Raw genomic sequence first — 22,605 nt, 5'->3', positions numbered from 1 at the left:
TTCCGTTTTACGATTCGAGCAGATGTCCCGCCGTCACGTAATCGGTAATCAGCGTATTGGCATACTTTCCGCGGAGAGCGCCGAGTACGGCGTCGATTTTGCTTGGTCCGCCCGCCACCAGGATCGAATGTTCCTTGTGGCGCAGCTCCTCCAGATCGATTCCGATCGTCCGCTCGTTCAGTTCTTCGCTGCATAATTGCCCGTTGATATCAATAAAGCGCGAGCAAATGTCCCCCGCTCCCCGGCTGCGGATCATCGCGATTTCTTCGTCGGTAAAATAATTCGCTCCCATCAGCACCGAATCGGCGGTTGGCGCCCCGACCGTAATGACCGCGATGTTCGCGTCCTTGCCCATGTTCAAAATGTTGCGGATATGCCTGTCCGCTTCGATCGTCCGCTTGACGACCGCATGGTCCACGATGGCCGGCAGCGGAATATGGTACGGCGCCGTATGGAATGCTTTGCCGAACAGCTGGGCGATCTCGTACGCGTACGTATCGACCTCGGAATGGCTGACGCCTCCGTTCAGCTGCACAACCCGGACCCCTTTCACATGCCGGCTCTTCAACCGGAGCGCAACCTCGTACAAAGTCGTCCCCCAAGTGACGGCGATGCTGTCGCCGTCCTTCACCAGATCGTTTAAATATTCGGCGGCAGCCTCGCCGAGAAACGATTTGACGATCGTATCCTCGTATTTCGGCACGGCCGCTACGACCGCTTTCTTCAGTCCGAACCGCCGTTCGAGCTGTTCGGCCCGGTCCTGGTGATCCGCGACCGGGTCTACGATTTTAATTTGAACGATGCCTGCGGCTTTCGCTTGCTGCAGAAATCTCGAGACGGTCGGGCGCGAGACGTTCAGCTCGCGGGCGATTTCTTCCTGATTGTAGTCCAGCTGATAATACATCCGAGCCGCTTCGATCATTTTCTGCCGCTTATCGTTCTCTTCATTCACCCGGATTCACCTCCCGCAGCAACAATTCACCGTATCAAGACAACCCCCCGGCATGACGAAGCGCGGGGACCGTTCCGAACGGAAAGCCCGCACCGCATTGCGTGCCAGGGGGGTGTCATTCGTTACTCAAGCGATACTGCCGTCTAGCCGCGGTCGATCAGCTTGAAATCGTCATAGTGAAAGCCCGGGGCGACAATGCAGGAGACCAGAACGGGCTCGTCGCCAAGCGGCTTCGCCATCTGCCATTCCGTCCGCGGCACAAGCGCTTGAGGCTGCTGTCCGTTCAGCACGTCGGGACCAAGCACGATTTCCCGCTTCGTTTCCGGCTTTTCTCCCGTGCCTCCGAGCGTCAGCAGCAGCGGACTTCCCGAATGCCACAACCACAGCTCGTCGGAAAGAACCGTATGCCAATCCGAGAACTCCCCGGGATGAAGCAGGAAGTAAATCGACGTTGCCGCCGGACGTCCCCCGCTGTAGGAGCCGCCAAGCGATTCTTTGGAAATCTCGAAAGGAGCTTTCCATAATTCCTTATACCAGCCGCCTTCGACATGAGGCTGCAAATCAAGCGCTCGAACAAGCGGCGACAGCTTATGCTCGGGAATGCTCATCGAAACCGATCTCCTTTACCCTCGAAAATAATCGTCAATAATTGTAACCTTTCGTATTCGCCACCGTCAAATGACATTTCCTGCTCGATTCAGTATAATGATATAAATGTCCGTCCGCATATCTGCATATCGGCGGACATTGGCGCATCCGGCGGTCCGGATGCGGCGATTATGAATTAGGGGGGTGACGGAAATGAGGATATGGGTTAACGCAGGCAACAGAAAGACCGTTATGCTTCTTATCGCCATGGCGGCTGCGCTGCTTATGTCTGCTCTTTTCTTCTCCTACCAGGCGACGGACAAGACGCATTTCCAAAGCTACGCGTCGGAGATGGCGTCCGGCTCGGACGTGCATTACGCCGCTCCAGGGAAACATCTTCCCGCGTACAAATGGATGATCTCCGTCTTGCCGGCCGGCGCGGCCCTTCTGCTGCTCGGCTTGCCGGCCAAACGGCTCCCCGCCAATTCTCCGGCCTCTCTCCGCTCGTTTATTCCGCTGCGGCTTATGGCTTTATTTCTCATGCCCATCAAACGAACCTCGCTTTATGAAACCGGTCCGCTTTTTTCCTGATTCTCTCATATAAACGATCCTAAAGTGTCAAACTACACAAACAAATGCCGTAGGCAGTCTTGCGCCGGGCGGCTCACGTTTGGGTGGCTGTCTGCTATAAGGCCCGCCTTCCGGCATATTAACGGGAGGAACATTCATGAACATCAGAGAAATCGATCTGCCCGGCATCGGCCGAAAGTATGAAATCAAGACGAAAGGCGGCGACAAATTCGTTATCGTCGTGCATGACGACGGACGCCGCGACATGTACCACTTCGACTACGACGACCCGGACGACAGCGTCTCCATGATCTCGCTGGAGGACGACGAGTCGCGCCAAATCGCGGCCATTATCGGCGGCATGACGTATAAGCCGAAGGCGCTCGAAACGATCGAGGTCGCGCTGGACGATCTGACGATCGAATGGTACCGCATCGAACCGAACTACCACTGCGTCGGCAAAACGATTCTGGAGATGGACGTTCGCCAGCGTACCGGCACGACGATCATCGCCGCCGTGGAACGGACCGAGAAGCATATTACGCCGGGCCCGGACTACGTGTTCAAGGCCGATTCCACTTTAATCGTGGCGGGGGAACGAGCGCATTTGAAGCTGCTCAAAACGCTGCTTCAATCGGGGGAATAGCCTATGGACCATCTCGTATTGGAAGTAGGCTTAGCCGTCATTCTCATCTCGCTGGTCGGCCTGGTCGCCGCCAAGCTGCGGTTCTCCGTCATTCCGTTCTATATTTTGATCGGAATGGCGGTAGGCCCGCACGCCCCGCACATCGGCGTTCTGGACTTCCGGTTCATTCACAGCTCCGAATTGATCGATTTCATGGGCCGGCTCGGCGTGCTTTTTCTATTGTTTTATCTCGGCCTCGAGTTTTCGGTCGGCCGCCTGATCAAATCCGGCAAATCGATTGCCGTCGGCGGCACGATCTATATTGCGATTAACTTCACCCTCGGGCTGGCGTACGCCTGGCTGAACGGCTTCCCGGTCGAAGAGGTTCTGTTGATGGCCGGCATTACGACCATTTCGTCCAGCGCCATCGTCGCCAAGGTGCTCGTCGATTTGAAACGGACGGCGAATCCGGAGACGGAGATGATTCTCGGAATCATCATGTTCGAAGACGTGTTTCTGGCCGTCTATATTTCCATCTTGTCCGGTCTCGTCCTAAGCGATTCCGGCTCGCTCGGCGGCGTCCTGCTGTCCGCCTTGTATGCGTTAGGATTTATGCTCCTGTTCATTATCGTAGGCCGCAAAGCGGCTCCGCTGCTTGATAAACTGTTCAATATCCGCTCGAACGAGCTGTTTCTGCTGCTCGTCTTCGGCTTCTTGTTCCTTGTCGCCGGCTTCTCGGAAACGATTCACGTCGCCGAAGCGATCGGCGCCTTGCTCGTCGGCCTGGTGCTGGCCGAAACGACGCATCAGAAGCGAATCGAGCATTTGATATTGCCGTTCAAAGATTTCTTCGGCGCCATGTTCTTCTTCAGCTTCGGGCTATCCATCGATCCGTTTACGCTTGGCGACGCCGTCTGGCTGTCGCTTGGCGCGGTCGTCATTACGCTGATCGGCAACTTCGTTGCCGGACTTATGGCCGGCCGAAGCGCCAAGCTGTCGTATAAAGCATCCGCCAACATCGGTCTGACGATCGTGTCCCGCGGCGAGTTTTCGATCATTATGGCGAACCTCGGCAAGTCCGGCGGACTGATGGACATCCTTCAGCCTTTCGCGGCGCTGTACGTGCTCATCTTGGCGATTCTCGGACCGTTGCTGACCAAGGAATCGAAGCATATCTACAAGCTGCTGAATAAAGCGTTCCGGTGGGATCGACCTAAGCAGCCGCAGCGATCGAAGCCGTAACTTCGGAGCCGCTGCGGACGCCCCACCCTCGGCAATCAGGCCCATGCGCATGACGCATGGGCCTTCTTCTTGTCCCCGGAGAAGGGCGGCTTCCCGCTTTGGGTTTATACGATTACCCGATGGCAATAATGGATTTATCAACTATGGGCAAAGAGGTTGAAGCCATGTCGCCATTCCATAACCGGTCCGGCTCCAGCGGTCCTTCCGTTAACCAGCAAACGTCCGATTCATCGCCTTCGGCCTTGCAACCGGACCTTCAAAACAATCTTGATCTCGTCAGAGAAACGCTCGGAAACAGCGATGACATCGTGATCCGCGAATTTGCGATCGGCGACGGCGACACCAGAATGAAAGCGGCCGTAGTGTATACGGACGGGCTAACCGACGCGAAATCCGTCCGAGACTTCATTGCGCAAACCATTACTATAGACGTTCCGGCTGCAGATTGGAGAATGGAAGCGTTCCAAGACGTTGCTCCGGTGAGCGACATCCGGCCCATCTCCGATTTCGACGGCCTGTACAACCAATTGCTTTCCGGTTGCGTGATTTTGCTGCTCGATGGCCGCGCGCAAGGCTATACGATCGGCATGAAAAGCTTCAAAGACCGCGGAGTGAACGAATCTACCGCAGAGTCGGTCATCCGCGGACCGAAGGAAGCGTTCTCGGAATCGATCCGCACGAACACCGCATTAATCCGGCGGAAAATAAAAAGTCCGAACCTGTGGCTGGAAACGAGGCAAGTCGGCAAGGTAACGAAAACCGACGTGTCCTTCATGTACATAAAAGGCATCGTAAACGACAAAATCGTAAACGAAGTGCGGCGCCGTCTCGACCACATCGACATTGACGGCATACTGGAAAGCGCCTATATCGAAGAGCTTATTCAGGACAATGCGTACAGCCCGTTTCCGACCATGTACAACTCGGAGCGTCCCGACGTTATCGCGGCCGAGCTGCTCGAAGGGAAAGTCGCCATCCTGGTCGACGGGACTCCGAACGTGCTTGTCGTACCCGCCCTGTTCATTTCGTTTCTGCACTCGTCGGAGGATTACTATCAGCGTGCGGATATCAGCTCGCTTCTCCGGATACTTCGAATATTCGGAATCTTTATCGGCTTGCTTGGCCCGTCGCTTTATATCGCGATTTCGACCTTTCATCAGGAGATGCTGCCGACTCCGCTCCTCATCAGCTTGGCGGCTCAACGCGAGGGCATCCCTTTCCCGGCATTCATCGAAGCCGTCATCATGGAAATTACGTTCGAAATTTTGCGCGAAGCGGGCATCCGAATGCCGAGAGCTATAGGACAAGCAATATCGATCGTCGGAACGCTGGTCATCGGACAGGCGGCGGTGGAAGCCGGAATCGTATCCGCGGCAATGGTTATTGTCGTTTCGATTACGGCAATATCCAACTTTGTCGTACCGGCGCTCAACATGTCCATCTCGATCCGAATGCTTCGTTTCCCGTTAATGGCTCTCGCCGCTTCATTTGGTCTATTCGGCATTATCATAGGCATCCTTGCGCTTGTGCTCCATCTGTGCAGCCTGCGCAGCTTCGGCGTTCCTTATATGAGTCCCTTCGGGCCGTTTATCAAGGAAGACCAGAAGGATACGCTATTCCGCTTGCCTCACTGGGCGATGGCAACCCGTCCCCGCCTGGTCAGTCAAAAAAATACCGTCCGCGGAAAAAACAAGCCTCCGAAGCCCGAGCAACCCTAGAGGAGTTGAGTCATCATGCGAAAGACAGGTCTGCTTGTCGCTTTCTCCGTCCTGCTTCTATTCGCCACAGGCTGTTGGAACCGCCGGGAGCTTAACGACCTGGCGATCGCGGTGGCGGTTGGCATCGATAAAGCGGACAACAACTACCGGGTGTCCGTTCAAGTTGTAGATCCGAGCGAAGTCGCCGCGAAGAAAGGGGGAGGCACACGCACGCCCGTAACGATGTATCAGTCGTCGGGGCAGACGATAATGGAAGCGATTCGAAGAATGACGACGGTCTCTCCGAGAAAGATTTATGCTTCTCATCTTCGAATGCTGGTCGTGCAAGAGCAAGTCGCCAAGGAAGGAATCGGCGAAGTGCTGGATCTGTTGTCCCGAGACCATGAAGTGCGGACGGATTTTTACATTGTCGTCGCCAAAGATACAAGGGCCGCGGATACGTTAAAAATTTTAACGCACCTCGAATCGATTCCGGCCAACCATCTTTTCTCTTCGCTTCAAACGTCCCAGCGGTCATGGTCCCCTACCGTCGCGGTCACGTTGGACAGGCTGATCGCGGATATCGTAAGCGAAGGCAAAAATCCCGCCGTAACGGGGCTTCGCGTAAAAGGCGAACGTGAAATAGGCGAAACGAGACAAAATGTGGAAGAGATCGCCGCTTCCGCCCAATTGCAATATTCGGGATTGGCCGTCTTTAAAAAGGACAAGTTAGTCGGCTGGCTGGACGAAACGGAAAGCAAAGCGTACAACTATATACTCGACCAAGTAACCGGTTCGGCCGGGATTGTTCCTTGTCCGGGAGGGGGAAAAGTGTCGCTGGAGGTGGTTCGCTCGAAAACGAAAGTCAAGAGCAAGCTGGAAAACGGCGAGCCTCGAATAAAAATAACCGTTCAGATTGAACTCAGCGTAAGCGAGGTCACCTGCGGCATCGATCTGACGAAAAGGGAATCCATCGAACAACTCGAGAAGCTCGAAGAAAATAAAGTCCGGAATTTTATAACAGAAACTATAAAAAGAGTGCAGCGGGACTACCAATCCGATATTTTCGGGTTCGGGGACGTCATTCACCGTTCGCACCCGAAATATTGGAAAACGGCGAAGGCGGATTGGGATCGGCGATTCGCACAGCTTCCGGTTGACCTAAACGTAGAGTCGAATATTCGGCTAATAGGCACCGAAAGCAGTTCTTTCCTGAAGGAAATGAAAAAGAAGGAGTAACCTTTATGTTGGCAAGCGCGGCGATCTTGGCGGCAACCGTTGCAATCTATATGCTCGAAGCTCCCTCTCTGCGGAGGAGAAAGTTAAGGAAAGAGCTGTGGGTGTTTACTTTGCTTCTCCTCCTGGGATGCGGGCTAGGCATAGCCAAAAGCTTGCAGGTCCCGATTCCGAATCCGGTCGACTGGATTATTTTGGTTTACGGGCCTCTCGGGGACGCATTGTACGAGTGGCTGAAGTAAGGGGGAAAGGTGGAGAACGATGCTGGAAAAAGAAAAGATAAGCCTGCGGCAGTTCAGCGTGCTGGCGCTTCATTTTACGGTCGGAACGACTGTCCTGATCGGACCTTCCGGCCTGGCCGCAGTCGCGAAGCAAGACGGCTGGCTCGCCGGCATTGTCGGGCTATGCGCCAACCTGTTGTCGGTTCTGTTATACAGCGCGCTTGGCAATCGTTTTCCCGATAAGACGTTCGCCGAATACACCGAGCTTCTACTGGGCAAGTGGCTCGGCAAAGCGGTGTCGCTCCTCTTTTTTTCGTATATTTTTCTACTTACGGCCTTCTTGCTTCGGGTGTTGGGCAATTTTTTGACGACGCATATTATGCCGGAAACGCCGATCGAAGCGATTCTAATCGTTTTCGTATGCCTTGTTGTGCTGGCGGTTCGGCTTGGCCTTGAAACGATAAGCCGAGCGGCGGAAATGTTTTTGCCGTTAATTGTTTTTCTCTTTCTGTTCCTCGTCGCGTTTCTGACTCCCCAAATAAAAACGGTTAACCTGCTGCCCGTTTTCGAAGAAGGAGCCGGGCCCGTTCTGCTGGCCTCCTTTTATTTTTTTAGCCTGCAGGAACTTGTTGTTCTTCTTATGCTGTTTCCTTATGCGAACCGGACATTAAAGGCTAGAAAAGCGTGGCTTCAAGGGGTAGCGATTGGAGGAATGATGCTTGTCATTATTACGGCACTGTCGATTCTGGTGCTCGGTCCCGATTTGACGGCACGGGATTTATACCCGAGCTTTGAACTCGCGAAACGGATCAACGTGGCCAACTTTCTGCAGCGGGTGGAAGCCGCGCTGGCCATCCTTTGGCTGGTGACGATTTTCTTTAAGACGGCCGTTTGCTTCTATGCGGGAGCTTTGACCCTTGCTCAAACATTGCAGTTAAAAGATTACCGTCCGCTCACCTTCCCCTTGGCGATGATTGCGGTTGTACTTTCGATTGTGGTGTATCATAGCATCGTCGATTTCCTCGAATTTGTCCCAAAAGTATGGTCGGTCTATGCCATGACTTATATCGCCGTTATCCCTTTAATCTTGCTGATGACGGCGGCCGTCCGGAAGAAATGAGCACAAACGTTATCGATGCTTCGCTTTGTTTCGAATCCAAGCAGCGACAACTAGCCCGATGGCGAAAACGGCAAGGTGCCGCCCTCGCGGGAGGACGGCACCTTGCTTCGGTTATGAAATTCTCGGCCGTTACCGGAGTTTCCGGAAACGGTTATGCCTTATATGCGCCGAACTGCGCTTCGTGCAGCCGGCTGTAAATGCCGCCGGCCGCGACAAGCTCCTCGTGTCGCCCCTCTTCGGTAATGCCCTGCTCCGTCACGACGACGATGCGGTCGGCGTTCCGGATCGTCGCCAGCCGGTGCGCAATGACAAGCGTCGTCCGGCCGGCCGACAGCTCGGCCAGCGATTGCTGGATCGCCGCTTCCGTTTCGGTGTCCAGCGCCGAAGTCGCTTCGTCGAGAATAAGGATCGGCGGATTCTTCAGAAACATCCGCGCAATGGCCAGACGCTGCTTCTGCCCGCCGGACAGCTTCACGCCCCGCTCCCCTACGACGGTGTCCAGACCGTCGGGCTGCTGCTTGATGAACGTCTCCAGCTTCGCTCTTCTCGCCGCCTCCCAGATCGCCGCTTCATCGGCATCAAGGCTGCCGTAGGCGATATTTTCCCGAATCGTTCCCGCGAACAGGAAGACGTCCTGCTGTACGATACCGATCTGGCGGCGCAGCGATTCCAGCGTCAAATCGCGGATATCGTGCCCGTCGATCGTGATGGTTCCCGAATCCGCCTCGTAAAACCGCGGCAGCAAGCTGCACAGCGTCGTTTTGCCGGCGCCGGACGGGCCGACGAACGCGACCGTTTCGCCCGCCCGGATGGACAAATGAATGCCGTTAAGGATGCGGGACTCGCCGTCGTAACCGAACGAAACGTTGTCATAGCGAATATCGCCGCGCAGAACGTCGATGTCGCGGGCGTTCGGCCGGTCGGCTACGTCCGGCTCCGTCTCCATCAGCTCGATGTAGCGCTTGAAGCCCGCGATGCCTTTCGGGTAGCTTTCGATAACCGCGATGATTTTGTCGATCGGCTTGAAAAAGACGTTCGTCAGCAGCACGAAGCTGACGAAGTTCCCGTAGCTGAAGTCGGTATTGATTACGAACCACGAGCCGCAAATGAGCACGAACAGCGAAACGATCCGCATCAGCATATAGGTGATCGAGCCGTTGAAGCCCATGATTTTGTAAGCGATCAGTTTCGCTTCGCGAAACCGGCTGTTGTTCTCATGGAACAGCTTGCGCTCGTGCTTTTCGTTCGCGAACGCCTGCACGACGCGAATGCCTCCGACCGAATCCTCCACCCGCGCGTTAAAATCGGCCATATCCTTGAACAGGCGGGTCGAAGCTTTCGTCATCTTGCTGTTGAAATAAACGACGAGCACGACGATGACCGGCACGATAATAAACGTCATGACGGCCAGCGGCAAATTGATATAGGCCATAATGCCGAACGATCCGACGAGCGTCATCGCCGCGATGAAGACGTCCTCCGGACCGTGGTGCGCAACCTCTCCGATCTCGAACAAATCGTTGGTCAAGCGGGAAAGCAGGTGTCCCGTTTTATGATTGTCGAAGAAGCGGAACGACAGCCTCTGCACATGGTCGAACAGCTTGCGTCGCATATCCGTCTCGATATTGATGCCGAGCATGTGGCCCCAGTACGTGACGACGAACGACAGAAATGTATTGAGCACGTATACCGCCAGCAAGCCGGCGCACGCCATCACGATATATTTCCAGTTGCCCGCCGGAAGCAATTCGTCAATGACATAATTGACGGCCAGCGGAAAGCCCAGCTCGAGAACGGCGAGCAGCACCGCGCAGCCGAAATCGAGGAAAAACAGTTTTTTATATGGCTTGTAATAGGAGAAAAAAGTTCGAAGCATGGGTTACTCCTTTATATTCGAATGACATGTACCCCAAATGGTAATGGATATCATTTGGAAATGTCAACGGCTGGACCTCCCCCTGCCCCTCCTCGTCAACCGGTACGTGCGGTTTTCCCGTATACGGCTTTCCGACCGTTTATTGAAAAGGCTGAGCCTATCGGCATCCGTAGGGTGGAATTGTATTGGTTTCAGCGATTACAATGTTCTTATAGGGCTGTTTTTATACCGTAATCTCTGTGAGCGGCGATACATACTCTGCTTACAGCAAGGAAGGTGACCGATATGAGAACGAATTCCGCATTGGCCGAATTCATCAAGTCGCGCCGGGAACGGCTGCTGCCTTCAGAGGCGGGAATACAGCCGTTGCCCGGACGAAGGCGCACCCCGGGACTTCGAAGAGAAGAAGTCTCTTATCTCGCCAATATAAGCGTGACTTACTATACCTGGCTGGAGCAGGGCAGAGACGTTAATCCTTCGCCGGAAGTGCTGCTAAGCATCAGCAAGGCGCTGCAGCTGGACGAAGATGAACGGAAGCACCTGTTCGATCTGGCAAATGTAGACCCGGCGAGCGCCGGCACAGTGCCGAGTAACGGGGAATCGGATACGGGATTTTTACAGCAAATCGTAGACCAACTGCATTATCCTTCTTTCATCACGGATGAAGGTACCGATGTTATCGCCTGGAATCGGGCGGCGGAGCTGATTGTCGCCGAATTCGGCAGTCTTCCGGACAGCGAACGATATATGATGAACGTTATGTTTTTTAATTCGGATTACCGCAAAAGACTGGCGAATTGGGAAAGCTTTGCCCGTTACAGCACCGCGCTGCTGCGGGCAAACTTCGACCGTTACAAGGACAATTCGTTATATATGGAAAGGTTCGAACGCTTGAAACGGGAAAGCGAGGACTTTGCGTATTTCTGGGACCTCTACGAAATCAAGCAAAAGCGCGTAACCACCGCCATATTTCGTCTGCCGGACGGGCAGGAGATGGAGTTCGCGCTCCATTCCGCGGGAGCTATCGATAACAACCCGGGACTGCATTGGTGTTTCTTTGTTCCGGTAGCCGGTTCAGGCACGGAGGAAAGATTAGTGCGTCTGCTTGAGAAGGACAGTCTGCTTCAATAAAGCGGTCATTACACCCGGAATGAATCGGTCGGCTGCAGCTCAGGCGGGCTTAAACGGTTACCCCCATTACTAGTATAAACGTGCTGTGGCTAGCTCCTCCCGGTTGTTTGTATGATGCAGAGGAATACAACGATTGGAGGGTGTTTGAAATGCAAACATGGTTCATTACTGGGGCGTCGGGAGGCTTGGCTTCACATATAACCCGCCGGTTGCTTGAACGGGGAGACCGCGTAGCCGCAACGGTACGCAAGCCGGGTGTGCTGGATGATCTGCAGGCACAATATGGCTCCCGATTATGGCAGGCTCATCTGGATTTGACCGATCCGCAGCAAATTGCCGAAGTGGCGGAACGCGCATTTTCGGAGCTGGGCACGATCGATGTGTTGGTCAATAACGCCGCCTATGGATTATATGGTGCGGTAGAGGAAGCAAGCGACAGGCAGATCGAGCATCTGTTCATGACGAATGTGCTTGGATCGCTGCGCGCGGCGCGCGTAGTCCTGCCTTATTTCCGCAAGCAGGGCGGCGGGCATATCGTACAGATTTCGAGCATGGCTGGCCATTATTCTACTCCGGGCATGGGCCTGTACTGTTCTTCGAAATGGGCGGTCGAAGGTGCCTTTGAAGCGCTGGCCAAGGAAGCCGCGCCGTTCGATATTAAGACAACCATCGTAGAGCCCGGCGGAATCCGGACGAATTTCATTACGAGCAACGCGGTATTCGGAGAGCGGATGGACATATACCGGGATAAGGAGGCGGGCCAATTGGTCAGCCTGATGAAGGGGGAGCTGCCGGGGATAGATATGAGTATGTTTAATAAAATCGTTATCGGCGATCCGGATAAAATGGCGCAGCAAATTATACACCGTATCGATCAAGGAGACGGCCCGATACGGATGGCGCTGGGCAGCGACGCTTATGAGCAAATCCGGACAGCCCTGCTCGAGAGACTGGCCGCTTTGGAAGCGCAGAAAGAGCTGGCTTGTTCCACGGATGCGGACGATGCGGTAAACCAGGCTTAAACGAAACGTCCAAGTCACTCCGGGGTCCTGGAGCGGCTTCCAAAAATCAATTATTCATGTTCATGGAGCGTATGGATAACTTCCTTAGCAGCCCCTTCCCCGCGAAAACTATATAATCGTTACTCGTCAAAGGAACTCTCCATACCCGGAGAGTTCTTGCCTTTCCAGCCATGTACTTCCCCTGCGGCGACATCCCCTATTGTAAGGACCTTCATATTCCCGCAGATCAGACCGAATCGCTGTTTCGGCGATGTTTATGCCGTTCTCCCAGCCTGCTGTGATTAGCCTTGCCGTTATTTGCGGTACGGTTCTACGCTGCTGTCACGGCAAGCTTTAGGGCCATCCCCAGAGGAATGGCCTTTTCCTCTTTTCCCCTCTTGCAAAAGGAATATTTGTCCGCCATATACAATTACAATAATAAAAGGCGAGAATCCGTAATGATGAAAGCGGTGCTTTTTGCAGGATTGGGATCTTTAGCCTCTCATACCGTTCCTGAATTTCAAGCTAGTCTTAAGGTTGACAAAATAAATGTAATAATTTATATTACAAATGGTGATGAAAATGAACAGCGATTTTGTAGTTGCCGTACACAGCCTTGTATTTCTTGCCTATGCGCCGGACAATCTGAAAACCAGTGACAACATAGCCAAAAGCGTGTCCATCCATCCGGTTCGCGTTCGCAAAGTGCTGTCTTTGCTTAGAAAGCATGGCTTTATTCAATCCAAGCATGGAGCTAAAGGAGGCTTCCTGCTCGCTCAAGACCCGCGGACGATTACCTTGGATAAGCTGTATATTTTAACTTCTGAGGGATCTTTAAAGCCTAAATGGCCCGACTCCAATCAAAAATGTACCATTGGCGCGAATATCGAGCGTGCAATGGACGGTGTCTTTGAAACAACCGAACAACAGGTTATGGCCAATCTGAAGGATTATACGATTGCCGACGTGTTGCTCCGGGTAGAAGAGCAGGATCGTGCATAGCCTGCTTTATTCTGAGTAAAATTGTAATAAAAAATATTACATTTATACAGAAGGGAATGAAGCGCATGTATTAAATATTTAGTCTTTTTTCTTTATATTTGTAACAAAAAATATTACAATTGCATGCCCCAAATGCGTATGAATATTAAAATAAGGAGATTTTCTATGACTAAATCACGTTCCGTAAATCACATGTCGTTTTGGTTTGTGGCCTACTCCCTTTTGATTATTATGATGGGGACGAATATACCGGCTCCTCTTTATAGCCTTTACGGGCAATTGTGGCATTTTTCAACGGGAATGACATCCTTTCTTTTTATCATGTATGTCCTTTTTTTGATACCCGCCAGCTTTGTGTTTGGTCAGCTCTCGGATCGCATCGGACGTAAAAAAGTGCTGCTGGCCGGCGTGATCGTTGCCGGAGCGGGTTCGCTAATGTTTGCGATATCGCAAAACCTTGGCATGCTGCTTGCGTCGCGAGCGATTCAGGGCATTGGCGTCGGCATTATAAATGGGACGGCTGTTGCGACACTGTCAGAGCTGCGCCCGGAAAGCCGCAAAACGGCTTCGCTGGTGGCATCGGTGTCCATAGCGATCGGGACGGCCATCGGTCCGCTATATTCCGGGCTTCTGGGAGAATATTCACCGTCTCCCATCCGACTTCCTTATTATTTGCACTTATTGCTTTTATTTATTGCCTTCCTGGGGGTGTTGACCGTGCCGGAAACTATCAAAAGCGGGGATGCTCCCAAGCGATTGAAGCTGCCTACTGTGCCGGCCGTGATCCGAAAGCCGTTTTTGATCTCGGTGCTTGCGTCGATTATCGCATGGGCGGTAGCCGTGTTTTTTATGACGCTGGTGCCAACGCTCATCGCCACCCAAATGGATCTCCATAATTTAGCCTTATCAGGGGCTATTGTTTGCTTAATGCTCGGATTTTCAACATTATCCCAGATTCTTTTCAAGTCTTTGTCGGCCCGGTCGGCAATCTATACCGGTTTTGCTCTGCTTGCACTCGGAATCGTAGGACTTGTCATTGCCATCCCCATGCAGTCGATTTTCCTCCTTCTTTTAAGCACTGTATTGGCAGGAAGCGGGCATGGACCGGCTGCGTCAGGGAGCATGTCTTGGATCAATGAAATGTCTCCGTCTGGAAGCCGGGCGGATGTGATGTCGATCTATTATGCCATCACTTACCTGGGTGCGGGTGTCCCTGTGCTTGCACTAGGGATCGGCGCCGAGCGAATCGGCTTTTATCAAGCGATTTCCATCTATTCCGGGCTTATTATCGCTGCAGCCGCGGTCGTTGCGTTCATTGTCCGGGCTCATCATGCCAAGGCGTTAAAAAATATGAAATGAGCGGTAACCGACCCTCACCCCAATGTTTCGCCGTCACTTATGATACGGTTCACCGTATCACTTGATATGGTAAACTAAAAATGGAGGGGCGATTTTGCCTCTCCTCATAAAAAATCAGTATTGAGATGGTGGATAAAAAATCCAGTTCTGTGCCTCTCGTTTCCAAGTATTATTTTTAAACACTAAATCGTAGGGATTAGCAATGATGTAAGGTTGGAAATCAGGTTGATTCATTTTTTCCCTATCTACTAAATATAGATAATAACTTGATCCTTTATTTTTCGATACATCAATTTCGTTTTTTGTCCAATAAAAGCTCATATTCTTTGAATATGATTTGACCTCAATGAATCTATCAAGAGTCTCTGAATTTACTGAATCAAATGATATAATATCATAGCCTGCATTAACATCTATTTCTGAAATCCGTGATATTTTATCTATCTGTAAGTGCCCATAAAGACGTTTTTTTTCATAGTCTAATACAAATTCTTCTGCCTCCTTCCCATATTTTTCTTTAAGCACAAACATTTCTTTTAACTTTTCTAAACTAATCTTCTCTCTAACAGGTTTAAGAATTGAAATTAAAAAATCATTATAACTTTCATCGATTATCAATATATTTTTAACCTGAAGGCTATATTTAAAGAAACCCAAATTAATTAACAGATTTCTAATTCCAGAATATTTAAAAGGTATATAATTATTTTTTATAATATAAGCTTCATGAATATGATCAAAATTAATTGATTCTAAATCTAAAAAATCCGAATAAACCTCCTCTGATATAATTTTTGTAAGTAATGCTATTGATATTCTTTTCGAGATAGTATTATCTATTATTGAGTCTATTAGCTCCTGACCGAACTTAGTTAAAAACAGTCCATTGTCGTTATGTGAAACTGCTGAAATGAACTCCAACAAAGCCACTATTCCCTTTATAGGTATATTATAAAAAGAAGTGTTACTCAAACAAAATTTTTCAATATCTGTTAATGATCTGGGTTCATGAGATACCACCTGAGTGATCACAAATATTACTTCCTCAAGATTTCCTAAGTTACTGTACTTTCTTAACTCTGTTGACATAATCGTTTATCAACGCCTTTATATCATCGTATCCAAAGTCATCCTCATCAACTAAAGAGAATAAAGGAATAGGTTCATTTTCAATAATTTGATTCATTCTATTCTCTTTAAACTCAAGTCTTTCGTGTATAGTTAGGTCTATGGAATTATTCGATAATATAAAATAATAATTAATTTTATCGTTCGGTTTTAAACCAAAACGATGTATTCTATCTTTAGATTGTATAAATTGTGCAGCGTTAAAAGTACGTTCTAAATATATAGCATTATGACATGCCTTATGTAGAGAAATTGATTCCGATACAGCAAATGGATTTGCAATGATAACCTTAAACTTTGAATCATGGCTATGAAACTCTCGAATTATACTTTCGCGAGTTTCAATCATTGTAAATTTATCATCGGATTCTACAGGGACTTCTCCATAAAGCAAACGAGATTCTATCCCATGATCTTCTAAATATTTCTGTAACTCTATCATATTTTCAATAAATACTGCCCATATTATTACTTTTTGATTATTATCAATGATTGTTTTGACTAACTTCTGAACAGCTTTAAATTTTTCAGGGACCTCGGCTTCTTTATATTTAATAATTTTATTAATAATCTCCGAATCGTCTATATATGTACCTTCGATTAACCCGTGTTCTTTAAAATACTCATCGATTGGTTTCATTAATAGATTTGGATTTGTGGCTGCCTGCATTAATCTAACTAATCGTGCTTTTATTAACGTTCCTCTAATATCACTCAGATCGCTCTTGTCGATAAAATAATCCATATAATTCTTTTCAATAAAATCATATATTTCTTTTTGATGTACACCCATATTTACAATAATAGGTGGATTATTTATAGCTTCTGGAAGACCTAAATCACTTTTTCGAATTCTTATATAAAATGGTGAAATATCTTCTATTAACTCATTAACTCTTTTATCATGAAGGTTTTCTGACATTTCCTTCAATTGATATTTATGAAATCTAATAATTTGTTTTGATGGCCACAAAAATTGAAACAAGTTTGTTAAATCTTCATAACCATTAGGTGCTGGAGTACCAGTCAATACAACACGAGATCTGCAATACTTTGCAATACTGAGTACTGATTCAGCAATTATCCCACCTTCTGTGTTTTTTATTTTATGTGCTTCATCAAGAACTACCATCACTTTATTTTTTTTGATAAAATAAATTAGTCCGTCTAACACACTACTCACAGCTTGGTATGACATTAAGGTTAATTCAGCAGGTTCAAATGAATAAAAGTATTTCAATTTTTCTTGTTTTGACATCCCCCCAGAGAGCCTCTTAGCTTTTACTTTTACTCCAAAACATTCCTCATACTCATTTTCCCAAGGACCAAATGAACTTAATGGCCCTATAATTAAAATTCTATTTACATGTTTTGGGTTGTCTTCGCTAAGATTTTTTAGATAAGTATATGCACCATATACAATACTGGTTTTACCAGCTCCCGGAACCGAAAAATTACATGCGTTTTGAGAAAATGCCAAATGGTATGCCGATAACAACTGAAGGCTATACAGTGTTCTTTTTTTCATATTCTGGGCTAGACTTTTAGTAAACTCAGCGAAATCATCAACACTGCAATTATTATTACGAATTTCTTTAGCTTGCTTCGAAAACATTTCAAAGTTTTTTTCTTCTTGAAAATAATCATCTAATGTTTTTTTTACAAGTTCAGATTTTATTTCTTCAAATCCATACTTAGAAAGCATTTCACGTATATTTGTTAAGGTCTTTTCTTTATCTTCTTCTTCATATGGGATAACGACCTCATCATCTAATATCCTTGCTTTTAAGTAATCTTTCATGTAAATCTTTGCACGACGAAAAGATAGTAGGTCACTTATCGAACCAGTTAATATAAACTCTTTCTTATCTTGGTTAATACCAACCTCAATTTGCATATTGGTAACACCTATTTCTTCTCAATTAATTTTTTGAAATCCCAAATAATTGAACTGATTTCTTTTATAAGGCTCATATTACCCTTGTCCAATGCATCAGGATTAATTGCTTCGAGTGCATTTTTAGCTTTTCTCAGTAACTCTTGTGGTTGATTAGCATCCTTTTTATCTTCTAATTTTCTAACAGATATATTTAAATTTCCTTGAAGCATTCCTTTAACTTTACTTGTCCAATAGTCATCTCGATTCTCAAGTAAAATCGATAAATCAGCATCCGGGTGATCTTTATATAATTGATCAATAGGTTCTTCTTTAATAGATTCTATATTCTTAATATGTTCATTTAAGAATGCTTTCCATATAGCTTCGTCACAAAAAATCCCATCTTTTTTGCTTGGTTTTGCAATTGTTCTAAACTCTTTACCTTCATATTGTGCTCTAATATAATCAAAACAAACTGCCTTTAAATCAGAGATATCAGAGTCTTTATATCCCCACTCAACTTTTGAAGTCCCCTTTTCATAAGCTTTTAGATAATCATTTAAATCCACAAACTGACCTTCTCTTTTTTCTAACCTTGTATATATTCCATCATATTCCAAGTATTCTAGATAACTGTCCATTAGCTTCATAATCTCAAGCCACTCTTTGATAGTACTTTCTTTTTCGTTCATCATATCTGCTATATCAGATTCACTATAGCCAACCTCACATAAATCTTTACATTTCAGGTACTTTTCAATAGGATTATAATCAAGTTTTTCATCCGCCCCCATTTGATATGTAGTCTCTAGCCTCATAATTTCTTTCGGCTCCGGGGTATCAGGCAATATTACTGCAATAAAATACTGACAATGATCTAAGTTATGATTTGGCCATTTTTTTCTGTCACGATAAATCCTATTTAATAAGCAAGCACGTCTATTTCCATCAATTATTACTCCATCATTAGTTACTATTCCATATTGTTGCTGCCCATTCTCAACCAAGTTTTTTAATGTTATATCATTTCTACCGGGCTTCGAAGCATACAAGTAATCTTCAATACGCTTTATATCTTCAGGATCTTCTGGATTAAGTGGTCTATGTTGCTTTTCAAACGATTTTACTACACTTCCAATTCTACCGTTATATTTGTTATAAATTAAAAATTCTAATGGAATTTGATAAGCATTAAACTCACGAATTTCACCTTTATATCTGATTCTGATACCGGTCATATATGGAGTTTGTTTGTCAACAATTTCTTTAAGCTTTTTAATTCTCAAATCTTTATTCATCATTTTTTCCTCTCATCTTATCAATTATTTGGGAGAGTACAACGTAACCTATTGCAATCTGAGTAGGAAGTACTAGAGGTTCTTCATCAATATCTATTGTCCCTGGTAGGTTGTTTTCACTTATATTTACTATAAAATTTTTTACTGATTCCAAAAGTTCATCTGGCCCCAATAAACCTTGTCTCTCTTCAGTTGTTAAACAATAATGTTTCTGGAATATATTGAAAGAGACTAATCTACATTCTATGGAATTGATAAACGAGTCAATTTTATTTCCTATCTCCGCGTCAAATATGCCACTGTGAATGGAAGGAGTAAATATCCTCGCTCTAGGCCCCTGGCTTTTATGAATCTCAACATTCCACCTATATTTTTCATTCTCAAAATCGGATTTGTAATTAGTAAGTTCCACCCTAAAGGCTTTAATTATCAAGTATGGGATGTGATATTTATAACGAGCAGTGTTTCTTTTTCGTTTTTCTTTGTTAACAGGAAATAATGTGCCATTCAGATTAAGGAAATTAATATTAGGTGAATGTTGAATCGGCCTGTATTGTGAAGGTACAACTCTACCTAAACTTTCGGCCATAGCTTTAGCAAATGCATATGCCATTTTAGGAGGAACCGCATTACCTACTAATTTTGACTTTACTCCCCTAGATTCACCATAAAAACGATAATCAATAGGAAAACTCATTACAGATGCTAACTCACGAACTGTCGGCATTCTATATCTATCATTTTTGTAGCTGTAAATGATTGATTCTCTGGAAGCCACAGATGAATTGGCCATTACAGTTCTTGCTGGTTTATTTACATCTTCTGGGAAAGACATTTTGCCCATGTACCCTTTATCTTCTTTTAACTGTTTCGCTTTTTTCCACTCATATTCAGCAAGCTCCTTAATATAATGATGATCAGTGACATCCTTTGAAACCATTTGAAAATTATAACATGGGTCATAAATAACCATATCTAGTTCTTCTCCGGGATCTCTCAGAGAATTTAAGATAACCCGCAGCGGAATAACATCCTTGTCATCAATAATAGTAAATTGAGGACTAGGAAACTCTCCACATAAAAATCTTTTTCTATTTTGAGCTACTCCAAAATTTTTGGAATTATAGATGCCTGAGTTCTCATAAATAACTTGTAAAATAAAGTCATCGTTCAATCCCAAATCTTTCGCTGAGTAAAATGGTTTTATATACTTTTGAATATTAGGTACATTCTCAAGAACCCAATACTTCAAAATTGAGCCCGATTTAAACTTTTTTCGGGCTACTATCCTTAGATAGGATTCAAGCAACCTAATTCCTAGTGACTTATCAGCTTTACCTGATTTGTTTGAGTTTGAGAATGCCACGCAAGGAGGCGATCCGATTATTATTTCTGTGTCTGGGACTAATTGATGAAATTCATTATCAGGCAGTAAAGAAATTCTTTCAACATCATCTAATATAGTATTGGATTCTGGATGATTTCCTTTGTGGGTATTTACAGCAGGCAACCATTTATCAACAGCAAAAATAGTTTTAAAACCCGCCTGTCTAAATCCTTCAGAAAAACCTCCAGCACCGCAAAAGAAATCTGCTACTCTCATATTCATTACCTTTCTATGCGAACATTTGTTCCTATTTCATCAAATTGATGTATCTGTTGTCATTTGAATAATATCATGTTATTATTCGACAATAAGTATTATTTCCCTGCAAACTCTGCCTCCTAATGAGAACAAAATGGTTCCGGCTTTAAGTCGTTGCCGACATTCATTGTGTGCATTTAACAGCGATTTTGTACCCTTCCTTACCTTGCAGGATTAAATAGACTTTATGATCGCCGGTGACGCCAACTTGTTATGTTTTGTATTGGAGGAGACAATTGATCTTGTTGTTGTCTATGCTCTCCGTTTGGTTGATGGCGAATAGGGGCTTTAAACCTAAAACTCCGCGAGGGAAATTTGCCAATTATCTTCCTTCAGAATATTGCCGTGATGAACCTCCTAAACGACAGATACCTCTTTAATTCTATCACAAGGCACTGGGTCTTACTTCCTAAACTTGGATCAATATGTTGACCACAATTGATATTTTGTTACCCTATTGGGAAAAGAATCGCCAAATTCGGAATTTTGTGGCCCAGTACCACTTGGCACAGGCTGAAATCCTTATGGATATTAGTCCTACGTCGACATTTCAATCAGTGAATGGTTAAAATCGGCTATCTATATTCTATATATCGTCAATATTGATAAATTGTTACGAACCTCTACATAAAAAGCCGAATTCTAAATTAGTCTCAAAATCGCAAATTTTATCCACCTTTCGTTGAGTCATATCACACGTTCCTATGCAGTATACATTCATTATCCAAGACCAAATCCCGCCTTTCGGCCATCATTAAAAAAGCGGAGAGGTTCGCCCCCTCCGCCGGATGCTGATTCTATTGGATTAGAAGATTATTCAATCGCCTTGAGTCTTGGACTCATCGTTAAATACACTTTTAACGTATGATTGTATCTGATCAGGTTCAACATACAGCACGTCTTTCCCGTTCACGGATTTCATCTGGAGGAGTTCCATTGGCGGCAATTGGATGCTGTCGATGCTGTCTGTGTCGATTTCAAAGCCAAGTTTGCTCAGCTTTATCATATCATCGACATTGAGATTCGTTTCGACGTAGAGTCCGATAGCTTCTATCAGTTTCGGAATCTCCGTAATCGTCGTTTTTGTTTTCAACTCTTCGGCGACGGCCTTCAAAAGATTTCGTTGCCGTTCCGTGCGGGCGAAGTCGCCGTAGGCATCATGGCGAAATCGAACGTACTGCAATGCCTTTATTCCATCCAGATGCTGATAGCCTTTTTTCAAATGGATTTGATATATCGACGTCGGATCGTCGTTGGAATCAACATAGTTCATATCTTTCTCTACTTCTATATCAATGCCGCCGATTACGTCAATCAAATTGATAAAACCCGGCAAGTTCATGTACACATAATATTGGATCGGGATACCCGCCCATTCTTCGACGGTTCGCATGGCGAGACTGGAACCGCCCATTGTAATCGCCTTGCTGATACGATCTTCACCATAACCCGGAATCTTTACATATGTATCACGGAGAATGGAGAGCAATTTGACTTTTTTCGTTGCAGGGTCGATAGAAACGATCATCAAGCTGTCCGCAGAATGAATCTCGTCTTTCTTCCGGGAATCGCCGCCCAATAACAGAATATTAATCCTGTCCGTGCTCTCCCACTTTGCAGGAGCGGTTGTCTGAGTCGCTGGTGCTTTGCTTTCATTTGTCACCGCCGTCTTGGTCGTTACCGTTGCCTTCTCAAGAGCGTCATTAAACATCAGATAGTATTTGAAAAAGAAAAACAGCCCTGCAATTAAAGCCAGTAAATAAGGCAACGTCAACACGGTGAGAGGCAATACCATATTCGTTCCGCCTGCCGCTGCGATCTCTGCTTCCCGTGACTCATGCTTATTTGGGTCTCGGACAATGGCGATGATTTTCCTTTTTGCTTGATATAGATACAACTTGTTTGCAAAAATGCCCAGCACCGGTTTAGGGATGCAACAGATAACCAGCACCAATGGGAGAAGGCCGGGGCTCTCGATCGGGTTCCATTCACTGAACACCGAGGCAACAATCACGTTGCTCCAAACAAACCAAAT

Annotated in this window: 19 protein-coding genes; 11 read left to right on the top strand and 8 right to left on the bottom strand. The window is 46.7% G+C overall.

Features of this window, described 5'->3' with window-relative positions; genetic code table 11:
• Positions 1-7 precede the first annotated feature (7 nt).
• Positions 8-952 (bottom strand): sugar-binding transcriptional regulator, encoded by a 945-nt coding sequence (locus ACFSW5_RS17710; protein WP_379275875.1) that lies wholly within the window; start codon positions 950-952, stop codon positions 8-10.
• Between the two features lie 143 nt (positions 953-1,095).
• Positions 1,096-1,560 carry a cupin domain-containing protein gene (locus tag ACFSW5_RS17705; RefSeq protein WP_379275873.1) on the bottom strand — a complete coding sequence of 155 codons (465 nt, stop codon included), beginning with the start codon at positions 1,558-1,560 and terminating at the stop codon, positions 1,096-1,098.
• A 193-nt stretch (positions 1,561-1,753) separates the two neighbouring features.
• Here ACFSW5_RS17705 and ACFSW5_RS17700 point away from each other — a divergent pair, with 193 nt between their 5' ends.
• The 7 genes from ACFSW5_RS17700 (at position 1,754) to ACFSW5_RS17670 (ending at position 8,251) form a co-directional block, all read left to right on the top strand.
• Positions 1,754-2,131, top strand: coding sequence for a hypothetical protein (locus tag ACFSW5_RS17700; protein ID WP_379275871.1), 378 nt, complete (start codon positions 1,754-1,756; stop codon positions 2,129-2,131).
• 136 nt (positions 2,132-2,267) lie between these two features.
• Positions 2,268-2,756: a cation:proton antiporter regulatory subunit gene (locus ACFSW5_RS17695; protein ID WP_379275869.1), complete on the top strand. Its 489-nt coding sequence runs from the start codon at positions 2,268-2,270 to the stop codon at positions 2,754-2,756.
• Positions 2,757-2,759: 3 nt separating this feature from the next.
• Positions 2,760-3,977: a cation:proton antiporter gene (locus ACFSW5_RS17690; protein ID WP_379275867.1), complete on the top strand. Its 1,218-nt coding sequence runs from the start codon at positions 2,760-2,762 to the stop codon at positions 3,975-3,977.
• Positions 3,978-4,141: 164 nt separating this feature from the next.
• On the top strand, positions 4,142-5,695 hold the full coding sequence (locus ACFSW5_RS17685) for a spore germination protein (RefSeq protein ID WP_379275865.1): 1,554 nt from the start codon (positions 4,142-4,144) through the stop codon (positions 5,693-5,695).
• A gap of 15 nt (positions 5,696-5,710) precedes the next feature.
• Positions 5,711-6,913 carry a Ger(x)C family spore germination protein gene (locus ACFSW5_RS17680; RefSeq protein WP_379275863.1) on the top strand — a complete coding sequence of 401 codons (1,203 nt, stop codon included), beginning with the start codon at positions 5,711-5,713 and terminating at the stop codon, positions 6,911-6,913.
• 5 nt (positions 6,914-6,918) lie between these two features.
• Positions 6,919-7,152, top strand: a complete 234-nt coding sequence (locus ACFSW5_RS17675) for a hypothetical protein (protein WP_379275861.1) — start codon at positions 6,919-6,921, stop codon at positions 7,150-7,152.
• Between the two features lie 19 nt (positions 7,153-7,171).
• Positions 7,172-8,251, top strand: coding sequence for a GerAB/ArcD/ProY family transporter (locus tag ACFSW5_RS17670; protein ID WP_379275859.1), 1,080 nt, complete (start codon positions 7,172-7,174; stop codon positions 8,249-8,251).
• A 151-nt stretch (positions 8,252-8,402) separates the two neighbouring features.
• Here ACFSW5_RS17670 and ACFSW5_RS17665 read toward each other — a convergent pair whose 3' ends face one another.
• Complete coding sequence (locus ACFSW5_RS17665; RefSeq protein ID WP_379275857.1) at positions 8,403-10,127, bottom strand: ABC transporter ATP-binding protein; 1,725 nt, start codon at positions 10,125-10,127, stop codon at positions 8,403-8,405.
• Between the two features lie 285 nt (positions 10,128-10,412).
• Here ACFSW5_RS17665 and ACFSW5_RS17660 point away from each other — a divergent pair, with 285 nt between their 5' ends.
• The 4 genes from ACFSW5_RS17660 (at position 10,413) to ACFSW5_RS17645 (ending at position 14,620) form a co-directional block, all read left to right on the top strand.
• On the top strand, positions 10,413-11,258 hold the full coding sequence (locus ACFSW5_RS17660; RefSeq protein ID WP_379275855.1) for a helix-turn-helix transcriptional regulator: 846 nt from the start codon (positions 10,413-10,415) through the stop codon (positions 11,256-11,258).
• 149 nt (positions 11,259-11,407) lie between these two features.
• A complete protein-coding gene (locus tag ACFSW5_RS17655; protein ID WP_379275853.1) occupies positions 11,408-12,280 on the top strand; it encodes an SDR family oxidoreductase in 873 nt (290 codons plus the stop codon).
• A gap of 561 nt (positions 12,281-12,841) precedes the next feature.
• Positions 12,842-13,261 carry an RrF2 family transcriptional regulator gene (locus tag ACFSW5_RS17650; RefSeq protein WP_379275851.1) on the top strand — a complete coding sequence of 140 codons (420 nt, stop codon included), beginning with the start codon at positions 12,842-12,844 and terminating at the stop codon, positions 13,259-13,261.
• 165 nt (positions 13,262-13,426) lie between these two features.
• The gene (locus tag ACFSW5_RS17645) at positions 13,427-14,620 is read left to right on the top strand and encodes an MFS transporter (protein WP_379275849.1); all 1,194 of its coding nucleotides are present in this window, start codon (positions 13,427-13,429) and stop codon (positions 14,618-14,620) included.
• Between the two features lie 114 nt (positions 14,621-14,734).
• Here ACFSW5_RS17645 and ACFSW5_RS17640 read toward each other — a convergent pair whose 3' ends face one another.
• From ACFSW5_RS17640 to ACFSW5_RS17620, 5 genes are all read right to left on the bottom strand, one after another.
• Positions 14,735-15,709, bottom strand: a complete 975-nt coding sequence (locus ACFSW5_RS17640) for a DUF3883 domain-containing protein (protein ID WP_379275847.1) — start codon at positions 15,707-15,709, stop codon at positions 14,735-14,737.
• Positions 15,681-17,645, bottom strand: coding sequence for a DEAD/DEAH box helicase (locus tag ACFSW5_RS17635; RefSeq protein WP_339166916.1), 1,965 nt, complete (start codon positions 17,643-17,645; stop codon positions 15,681-15,683). Before ACFSW5_RS17635 ends, ACFSW5_RS17640 begins: the two co-directional genes overlap by 29 nt.
• Positions 17,646-17,656: 11 nt before the next feature.
• Entirely contained in the window at positions 17,657-18,925 is a 1,269-nt protein-coding gene (locus ACFSW5_RS17630; RefSeq protein WP_339166918.1) for a hypothetical protein, read from the bottom strand.
• Positions 18,918-20,528, bottom strand: a complete 1,611-nt coding sequence (locus tag ACFSW5_RS17625; protein WP_339166919.1) for a DNA cytosine methyltransferase — start codon at positions 20,526-20,528, stop codon at positions 18,918-18,920. The genes ACFSW5_RS17630 and ACFSW5_RS17625 overlap by 8 nt, the downstream gene beginning before the upstream one ends.
• A gap of 859 nt (positions 20,529-21,387) precedes the next feature.
• Positions 21,388-22,605: LCP family protein (locus ACFSW5_RS17620; protein WP_379275844.1), on the bottom strand; the 1,218-nt coding region annotated here is incomplete at its 5' end.

Source organism: Paenibacillus thailandensis (assembly GCF_042685365.1).
GTDB classification, from domain to species: domain Bacteria; phylum Bacillota; class Bacilli; order Paenibacillales; family Paenibacillaceae; genus Paenibacillus_AP; species Paenibacillus_AP thailandensis.
Note: the sequence above shows the minus strand (reverse complement) of the source record. Positions and strands in the feature narration are given on the sequence as shown.